Consider the following 6,655-nt stretch of genomic DNA (forward strand, 5'->3'; position numbering starts at 1 on the left):
TCTGTCCATATAAACCCATATATCGACCGGCCTGGGTCAAGAGGGCCGGTCGTTCGTTGTTTGTCCTTGACATATGTTGGAGGCATACGTTGGAAGCATCCATTCGAGCAATCCTGTTCTATGTATTTCTGGTCCTGGTGGTCCGAATCGTGGGCCGGCGCCCAGGGAAACAGATAACACCTTTCGAGTTTGTTCTCGTTTTCTTTATGGGTGGGCTGGCGCTCACGGCCATGGTGGGTGATGACGCGTCGCTCACTAACGCGTTCCTCCAAATCCTGACCATTGCCTTCGTCCACTTTCTCATTGCAACTGCGAGAACCAAATCTAACGTGCTTGCACGTTTGCTCGATGGAACACCTCTGATCCTTCTCGATAATGGCCAGTGGCGTTCACGCACCCTCAGCAAAATGCGCATTCAGGATGACGATGTGATGGCGCAGGCCCGCGATCAGGGCATCGCGACTTTAGACAGGATAGAGATCGCGATTCTGGAGCGGAATGGGCAGATCAGCATTATCGAGGGATCAAAATGAGCGAAGTTGCATTTCAAAAAACAGTCGGAGATTCTGTCCCGAAAATCAACGACGAAGTTGCGGTCGGCGAAGACCTAGATTTTCAGCGGAAGTGGTGGAAGTTCGAAAGTGTCATGTGGTGGATCATTGCGCTGCTGCTCCTGCTGAACTTCGCAGGGGTTTTTGGGCGGGGCCCCGTCGCGCACGCCAAGCTTGCGAATGATGCAATGCTGGTTAAATACGAACGGGTTGAGCGCACGGGAACTCCATCGATTTTGGAAGTTCAGTTCAAACCGAACACGTTAGGCAGAGGACAGGTGAAGCTGCACGTTAGCCAGAGCATAGTCGATGGGTTGGGTACACAGAGAGTGATTCCGTCCCCGTCCGACACCGCTATTGGTCGTGGCGGGTTGACGTATACGTTCTCTGCTGAGCAGGCACCGGGCTCTGTGCAGTTTGCCTTGCAGCCCTCCAGACCCGGCATCTTTGAGTTCACGTTACAGGTTCCCGGATCCTCGCCCCTTTCTGCAAAAGTCGTTGTAATGCCCTAGGCCAAAGAACGATAACCCACATCTTGTCGAGAAACCTATGTTAACGATGATCTACGCAATAGCAGGCTACTTCTTTCTCATGGTAACGGTAAGACTGCTTACACGACGACCTGGAGCGCAGATGACGATGTTTGAATTCGTTATCGTTTTTCTGGTCGGGGGAGTCGTCATTCTCGCAACGACACACGGTGATCGTTCCATTACCAACTGCGCGATGGCAATTCTCACGGTTGGGTTGTTACACAATTTCGTGGCATGGCTCAAAGCTCGTTCCTCCAGAGTTGGAGCACTCGTAGATGGCACGCCCCTTGTCCTTCTTAAAGATGGTGCCTGGGTCGACGAGGTGATGAGAGGGATGAAGATGGCACCTGAAGACATCATGGCAGCGGCGCGGATGAAAGGAATCAATTCGATATTCGATGTGAAGTACGCCATTCTTGAGCGGAACGGAACAATCAGCATCATCAAAGCAAAGAAGGACATCGCATGAACGAGTTAAGCCAAGAGCGAGATATTGAAACGAATATCCCCGAGCGAATGGATCAACTGCCATGGTCCCGGTGGCACGTCCGTATCATTACAGCTCTTGGCACCTCGTGGCTTCTGGACGGTCTCGAAGTTACACTGGTCGGTTCGCTCTCGGGCATTTTGGAAAGCAAGAATGGCCTTTCCCTGACAAATCCTCAAGTCACTGCCGCAGCGACAGTCTATCTTGCAGGGGCCGTCTGTGGTGCTCTGTTCTTCGGCCATTTAACCGACCGCCTTGGACGAAAGAAACTCTTTCTCGTCACTCTCGCGACTTACTCGGTGGCGACAATATGCACTGCGCTATCAATGAACTTCCTGTTCTTCGCATTTTGCCGGTTCTTCACGGGACTTGGAATTGGCGGCGAGTACGCTGCCATCAATTCTGCGGTCGACGAGTTGATTCCAGGGAAAGTACGTGGAACCGTCGACCTCTTCGTCAATGCGACCTTCTGGGTTGGGGCCACGGTTGGCTCGATAGCGGCCTTTATCCTTCTAGGTGGTCACGGGCTTCCTCTCGATAGGAGTTGGCGTTATGCCTTTGGCATCGGAGGTGCCCTTGGTCTTGGTGTTCTTCTACTTAGACTCAAGGTGCCTGAAAGTCCCCGTTGGCTTATGCTGCGCGGCAAGGAAGAAGACGCAGATCGAGTTGTTGATTCCATTGAGGCCGAAGTCAAAAAGAGCGGCAAGCAGATAATTGCGCCGACAGCCGAGAAACTCAAACTCAGAACCCGGGATCACACCCCTCTCAAAGAAATCTTTGCCAACATGCTGGGGGAGAACAGAGCTCGCTCCTTTCTTGGTTTGGCTCTCATGGTGGGCCAGTCGTTTTTCTTCAATGCGGTGTTCTTTACGTACGCGCTCATTGGGAAGAGGTTCTATCATCTGAGCGACGAGAAACTCCCCCTTCAGCTCCTTCCATTCGCGGTAGCCAGCTTCCTCGGGCCAGTGCTCCTGGGAAGACTGTTCGACACTGTAGGTCGAAAGCCCATGATTACTGCAACCTACGGAATCGCTGGACTAATGCTGGCTGTCGTATGTTACCCGTTCGCGCATGGCATGATCGGCCTCAAAGGGCTGGGCATATGCTTCACCCTGATCTTCTTCGTTGCGTCCTCAGCGGCTAGTGCGGCCTATCTGACGGTGAGTGAAATCTTTCCTCTCGAAATGAGAGCCTTCGCGATAGCTGTCTTCTATGCGATCGGCACGTTAATCGGGGGTGTGGGTGCTCCATTGCTGTTTGGTGAACTTATCGCGACAGGATCGAAAGCCCATGTGGCTGAAGGATGGGCTTTAGGCGCAATATTGATGATATTCGCAGCCACCATGGAAGGGTGGATTGGCGTAGAGGCAGCAGGCCAATCTCTGGAATCGGTATCGAAACCTCTTCAGAGCCGGTAGTCCCAGGCGGCCAGACGATTCAATTTGGAATCGTATTGCTGAGATAGATCCGCAATCTGACAGGAGATCCAATCATGACCGCAACTCTCGTTGAACCCCGCGACCCACGTGAACGCTTCGCCAAGCCACCCTTCCCACAGGGCAAGCAGGCCGGCTCTGGCAGTTCGAATCAACTCGATCCCCCCGCAGATTATGGGGAATCCACGTACCAGGGACACGATCGTCTCACCGGACGCTCTGCGCTGATCACTGGCGCAGACAGTGGCATCGGACGGGCCGTCGCGCTCTGCTTCGCGAAAGAAGGAGCAGACATTCTCTTTTCATTTTTAGACGGTGATCGTGACGAACAAAAGGATGCCGATGAGACTGTCAGGCTCGTTCGGAATATTGGACGAAAGGCCATCGCTATTGCGGGGGACATTCGTCAGAAATCGTTTTGTACGAAGCTTGTTCAGGAAACCGTGAGTAAGTTCGGTCGTCTGGATATCCTGGTAAACAACGCTGCGTTCCAACAAACCTACAAAGAACTTGCGGATATCTCCGAAGAAGAGTTCGACAGGACCTATCGCACGAATGTCTACGGGACTTTTTTCCTTACGCAAGCAGCTCTCCCCGTGATGAAGCCTGGCGGCGTGATCCTGAACAGTTGTTCCATTGAATCATTCGTGCCGAAAGACGAACTTGCTCCCTACGCGTCCACCAAGGCTGCTCTGGTCAGCCTTACCAAGAGCTTCTCGAAGCTATGTATGGAACATGGGGTTCGAGTAAATGGCGTTGCCCCTGGGCCCGTGTGGACTCCCCTGATTCCTGCGACTATGCCTGTGGAAGAGGTCAGGACCTTTGGTGAAAATACACTCATGAAGCGACCTGCCCAGCCGGTTGAACAGGCCGCAATCTTTGTGTTTCTGGCGTCAGATGACGCAAGCTACATCACCGGGGAGATATACGGCGCGAGTGGCGGCAAAACGCCATTTTAACGCCCTTCATCCGCGTCATCAACTGTGTGTTGGATGATGACGAGGGTGCCATTACTCGCGGCAACGGCGGATACCATTAGCTTTCTATGAGCTGCGTCTTTGCACGGCGGCAAGATCTGGAACAGCACGTAGCGCTCTTCATCGGTCCTGAACGGAGGATGGGGTTGACCCGACAGTGGTACCCAAAGTTAGTGCGCTTAGGCGGGCAGCTTTAGGCTCTTGTCATTCAGGGCTTTGAGAACGCTGGAATCGACCAGATACCTGATCATCGCACCGCAGGCGAGACACTCTGTTTCCTGCAGATCACCAGCTTCCATCTCATCCGCAATCGATGAGGATCGTAGGCACTCTGGGCAGGTAACAACGATATATTCCGCATCCTTCCGCGGAATCCACAGTGGAGCTCTATCGGCCTTGCCAATGTGTGGTCGTATCGGAGAATCCGCGATCAACTCTTTCATCTTCGCATTGAGCTGGTCCGGGGTGTATGCGCCTTTTTGAAAGAAGTGATCTACCAGTAGCCCGAGGGGCATCGTCGCAAGGAGGAACTCGCCGCTTATCCCGATGGTCGGAAGATGAGGAAACCTGCGACGGACGATGGAAAGCAGTTCGAATCCGGACATATTCGGCATTCTCAGATCGGAGATGATCATGTCCGGCAAGACTTCCCTAAGTATCTTCAGAGCTACAAATCCGTCTTCTGCAGTGCGGACGGAAAATCCGAAACTCCGAACGATAGCCGCGCATGTCTGTAAAACAATGGGATCGTCATCGACGATGAGGACGCGGCATTTGAAAAGGCGGCTTGTATCCATTTGGACTTACCTATGTGTTTCTTGGTGAACTCCGAGCCTGCGAACGCCCTTAACCGTCGGAACGTCGAAAACTCTTTCAGCTGGCGCCATTACAACTGCGAAGGTTGTCTAAGGGAATGCTACTCTTTTCAGTCGGAACGAGCCGAGGATCGACGATTAAAGGTCAGGAATGGCGGTTTCTATTTGGAGCCTCATGGGCAAAGTAATCCTGAAAATCGTACCGTTTCTGCGTGGAAGGAGCTGCGTCGAGCTCGAAGGGTACCTGAGTCACGCTCATACGTCCTTTACAGAACATTACCCCACGTCGACAGCAAACAGCTTTGCCAGTCTGAAGTTCCGTTTAGCCGCATCCCTGGGAGGAGAACCAATGACTTGCAAAACGAGAGTGTGCGATCACCGAAGCTTGTTGAGCCGACCAAGAGGCTGTGGTTTACCGCCATTATGGCTGGCCACCACCACCACCTGCGCCATAGATATTGCCTGTGGTATAGCTGGCATCGTTGGCTGCCAACTGAACGTAAATACTGGCAAGTTCTGCTGGTTGACCCGCACGGCGTAACGGGTAAGTCTCACCGAAGTGAATCAGGTGATCCTGAGTCGCTCCTCCTGAGACCTGAAGCGGTGTCCAGATTGGGCCAGGCGCAACTCCGTTCACGCGAATTCCCTTGGGGCCAAGCTGTTTCGCTAACGACTTGACGTAGTTCATGGTCGCAGCCTTTGTTTGGGCATAGTCGTATAGGTTGCCCGCGGGATCGTAGGCCTGCTCGGAGGTTGTGGCGATGATGCACGAACCTGGCAGCATGTGCGGGAGTGCTGCTCTGATGATCCAGAACGGAGCGTAGATGTTAGTCTTCATCGTTGAATCGAAGGCTTCTGTCGTAAGTTGCAGGATATCTTCGCACTGTTGCTGGCGACCAGCGTTCGAGACGATGACGTCGAGGCCATCGAGTGCGCCGATGGCCTTGGTCACCAGTTCTTTACAGTAGCTCTCCTCGCGTAGATCACCCGGAATGGGAATGGCTTTGCGGCCTTCAGCTTTGATCAGTTGAATGACTTCGCGAGCGTCAGATTCCTCGGTAGGGTAATAGCTGATGACGACATCGGCGCCTTCACGCGCGTAGGCGATAGCGGCTGCGCGTCCCATGCCAGAGTCCCCGCCCGTGATGAGCGCTTTGCGCCCCGTGAGCCGACCTGAGCCTTTATAGCTTGTCTCACCATGGTCAGGACGCGGATTCATCTTACCGGCGAGACCAGGCCACGGTTGCGACTGGCCCGGGTAGGGTGGCTTTGGATACTTGGACGTCGGGTCCACAAATGGTGCAGCAGTATTGCCACTCGTCGTTTGAGCCTGGGCTCCGGGTACCGCTGCTGAGAGGGCCGCGCCGGCAACACCCGCTCCCAGACGAGTGACAAGATCGCGACGCGAAATCGGGGATTCGGAACTCATTTCAATATCTCCATAAAACCAGGTGAACGTGAACAGCCTAATGCCAGAAGAGTGATGCTTAAGCCGCGGTCTCTGCCCACGGATCGATCACGATCTTCGTCACATTTTCTTTCTTGTCTCGCCATACCTTGTACATCTCCGGCGCCTGGTCCAACGTGATGCGATGGGAGATGATGTAACTGGGATCGATCTGCCCCATTTCGATTCGTTCGAGCAAAGGCTTCATATAGTTATGCATGTTGGTTTGGCCCATCTTCATGGTGATGCCTTTACCAAACGCGGCGCCGAACGGCACTTTATCGAGAAGCCCCCCATAGACTCCGGGCACCGATAGCGTACCGCCCTTGCGGACAGCTTGGATAGCCTGCCGTAGTACGCTCGGCCGATCTGTCTCCATCATGAGTGCAACCTTCACCGTGTCATAGGT

The 6,655-nt window shown here is 53.6% G+C and carries 7 protein-coding genes and 1 pseudogene; 5 read left to right on the forward strand and 3 right to left on the reverse strand.

The genetic code is table 11. The features are described from left to right. Positions 1-89 precede the first annotated feature (89 nt). From GSQ82_RS09360 to GSQ82_RS09380, 5 genes are all read left to right on the forward strand, one after another. A complete protein-coding gene (locus tag GSQ82_RS09360; RefSeq protein WP_158791993.1) occupies positions 90-533 on the forward strand; it encodes a DUF421 domain-containing protein in 444 nt (147 codons plus the stop codon). Then, positions 530-1,063, forward strand: coding sequence for a hypothetical protein (locus GSQ82_RS09365; RefSeq protein WP_158791994.1), 534 nt, complete (start codon positions 530-532; stop codon positions 1,061-1,063). Before GSQ82_RS09360 ends, GSQ82_RS09365 begins: the two co-directional genes overlap by 4 nt. A 121-nt stretch (positions 1,064-1,184) precedes the next feature. After that, positions 1,185-1,553 (forward strand): DUF421 domain-containing protein, encoded by a 369-nt coding sequence (locus GSQ82_RS09370; protein WP_254061535.1) that lies wholly within the window; start codon positions 1,185-1,187, stop codon positions 1,551-1,553. Continuing rightward, a complete protein-coding gene (locus GSQ82_RS09375; protein ID WP_158791996.1) occupies positions 1,550-2,989 on the forward strand; it encodes an MFS transporter in 1,440 nt (479 codons plus the stop codon). Before GSQ82_RS09370 ends, GSQ82_RS09375 begins: the two co-directional genes overlap by 4 nt. Positions 2,990-3,063: 74 nt before the next feature. Next, positions 3,064-3,966, forward strand: coding sequence for an SDR family oxidoreductase (locus GSQ82_RS09380; RefSeq protein ID WP_174243059.1), 903 nt, complete (start codon positions 3,064-3,066; stop codon positions 3,964-3,966). Between the two features lie 197 nt (positions 3,967-4,163). Here GSQ82_RS09380 and GSQ82_RS09385 read toward each other — a convergent pair whose 3' ends face one another. The 3 genes and pseudogenes from GSQ82_RS09385 to GSQ82_RS09395 form a co-directional block, all read right to left on the reverse strand. Next, positions 4,164-4,781 (reverse strand): response regulator, encoded by a 618-nt coding sequence (locus tag GSQ82_RS09385; protein WP_158791997.1) that lies wholly within the window; start codon positions 4,779-4,781, stop codon positions 4,164-4,166. 439 nt (positions 4,782-5,220) lie between these two features. Beyond that, complete coding sequence (locus GSQ82_RS09390; protein ID WP_158791998.1) at positions 5,221-6,228, reverse strand: SDR family oxidoreductase; 1,008 nt, start codon at positions 6,226-6,228, stop codon at positions 5,221-5,223. A 58-nt stretch (positions 6,229-6,286) separates the two neighbouring features. Continuing rightward, a pseudogene (locus GSQ82_RS09395) lies at positions 6,287-6,655 on the reverse strand (glutathione-dependent formaldehyde dehydrogenase); the annotation flags it as partial.

Origin of the sequence: Granulicella sp. L60, from assembly GCF_009765825.1 — a bacterium.
Lineage (GTDB): Bacteria > Acidobacteriota > Terriglobia > Terriglobales > Acidobacteriaceae > Edaphobacter.

Bases quoted from the DNA above. Each gene is read 5' to 3' on its own strand.
- GSQ82_RS09380 (WP_174243059.1), top strand. From the start codon at position 3,064: ATGACCGCAACTCTCGTTGAACCCCGCGACCCACGTGAACGCTTCGCC.
- GSQ82_RS09375 (WP_158791996.1), top strand. From the start codon at position 1,550: ATGAACGAGTTAAGCCAAGAGCGAGATATTGAAACGAATATCCCCGAG.
- GSQ82_RS09390 (WP_158791998.1), bottom strand. From the start codon at position 6,228: ATGAGTTCCGAATCCCCGATTTCGCGTCGCGATCTTGTCACTCGTCTG.
- GSQ82_RS09370 (WP_254061535.1), top strand. From the start codon at position 1,185: ATGACGATGTTTGAATTCGTTATCGTTTTTCTGGTCGGGGGAGTCGTC.
- GSQ82_RS09385 (WP_158791997.1), bottom strand. From the start codon at position 4,781: ATGGATACAAGCCGCCTTTTCAAATGCCGCGTCCTCATCGTCGATGAC.
- GSQ82_RS09365 (WP_158791994.1), top strand. From the start codon at position 530: ATGAGCGAAGTTGCATTTCAAAAAACAGTCGGAGATTCTGTCCCGAAA.